Origin of the sequence: Streptomyces sp. UH6 (genome assembly GCF_013421635.1) — a bacterium.
In the GTDB taxonomy this organism is placed as follows: Bacteria; Actinomycetota; Actinomycetes; order Streptomycetales; family Streptomycetaceae; genus Streptomyces; species Streptomyces abyssomicinicus.
The window spans coordinates 1-1,432 of the sequence record NZ_JACADT010001230.1 but is presented as its reverse complement, the minus strand read 5'-3'; the positions used below and the strand labels follow the sequence as shown (position 1 = coordinate 1,432).

The following is a 1,432-nucleotide window of genomic DNA, read 5'->3' as shown; positions in this document are numbered from 1 at the left end:
GGCCCGCGCGGCACGGGAGCTGATGGCCGTGCTGGACGCCGAGCCGGCGTTGGGCTTCGCACTCGGCCTGTGGAGCCGCCGCACGCCCGGGTTCAGGCCCGAGTGGTCGAACCGCCTCCCGGCCGGTACGCACGGAGTGCTCACCGACGATCCCGTGGCCGACTCCGCGGCCCTGGACGCCTGGGCGAGGGAACGCACCCGCGGGCTGATCGACCGCATGCCGGTTCCCGTCCGCGAGGGGACCGAGATGGTCCTGGCCACCGCGCTCGCGATGGCCACCGAGTGGTACCGGCCGTTCCAGGCCTGCGACGCGCTGCCGGACTCCGGTCCTTGGCGACGGGGAGAGTGCCTCACGGCGCTGCGCCGCTCGAGCACTGTGCTGGACCGCCTCGACCTGGCGGACACCCCGCACGGCGCCGTCACCGGACTGACCGTCATGGGCCGTCAGGGTCTGGACGTGCGGCTGCTCCTGGGCGAGGAGTCGATGCGTCCGGCCCACGTCCTTCGGGCCGGACTGGAGGTGCTGGAGCGCCGCCGCCCGGTCGTCCGGGGCGGACGGCTCCCGCTCGGTGAGCCCGGCCCGGGCCTCGAGGTGAGCCGTGAGCCGAGCGTCGTGCCCGCACCGCCCACGCTGCACGTCCTGACCGTGCCGTTCACCGTGGAGGCCCACCACGACCTGACGCGCCACCGGGAGCTGTTCGGCCTCACCACTCTCCTGGACACCGGACAGGGCCACCTCCCCGGCGTCGCCGAACGGCCGCTGGCGCTCGGGGCGGCGGCCCAGTCCGCGACCGCCACCTTCACCGGACAGGGCTTCCGGGCCGCGGCGGTCACCGCCGTCGGGATGGTGGGCGGCTGCGCCCCGGACCGGCCGCGTTACCGGGTCACCGAGATCGAGGCCCGCTTCGACCGGCCGTTCGGCTTCCTCGCCGTCCACCGCAGGAGCGGGCTGGTCCTGGCGGCCGGCTGGGTCGCCGAACCCAGCCATCAGGAGTTCCCCGCGGGCAGCCCCGGCGCCGCGGCGGACGACCGGGACGACCGGGACGACTGACCGGAGGTCGGAGCGCCGCGTGGCAGGATCGTCAGCATGTCCACGGCCGGCCACCCTCTCGCCCACCTCGGCGCCCCCTCGGCGTCGCTCACCCGCGCCACCGGGTCGCTCACCCGCGTCACCGGGTCGCTCACCCGCGTCACCGGCGAGCACGTCGCCGCCCTGACCGCCTTCCTCGACGAGGCCGACCTCACGCTCAGCGGTCTGGACGCGCCCTCCGTGCGGCTCTGGGCCGACCGCGGCGCGGACGGGACGATCACCGGAAGCACCGGGTACGAGCTGAGCGCGGACCGGCGGCACGCGCTGATCCGCAGCGTGGCGGTGAGCCCGGCGGCACGACGCGCCGGGTACGGCTCCACCCTGGCCCGTTTCGCCCTGGCC

2 protein-coding genes are annotated in these 1,432 nt (G+C 75.9%); both read left to right on the top strand.

Features of this window, described 5'->3' with window-relative positions:
• The coding region (locus tag HW445_RS30845) for a serpin family protein (RefSeq protein WP_180224083.1) at positions 1-1,051 on the top strand (1,051 nt) is incomplete at its 5' end.
• A gap of 36 nt (positions 1,052-1,087) precedes the next feature.
• A partial coding sequence (locus HW445_RS30840; protein ID WP_180224082.1) for a GNAT family N-acetyltransferase occupies positions 1,088-1,432 on the top strand: 345 nt, incomplete at its 3' end.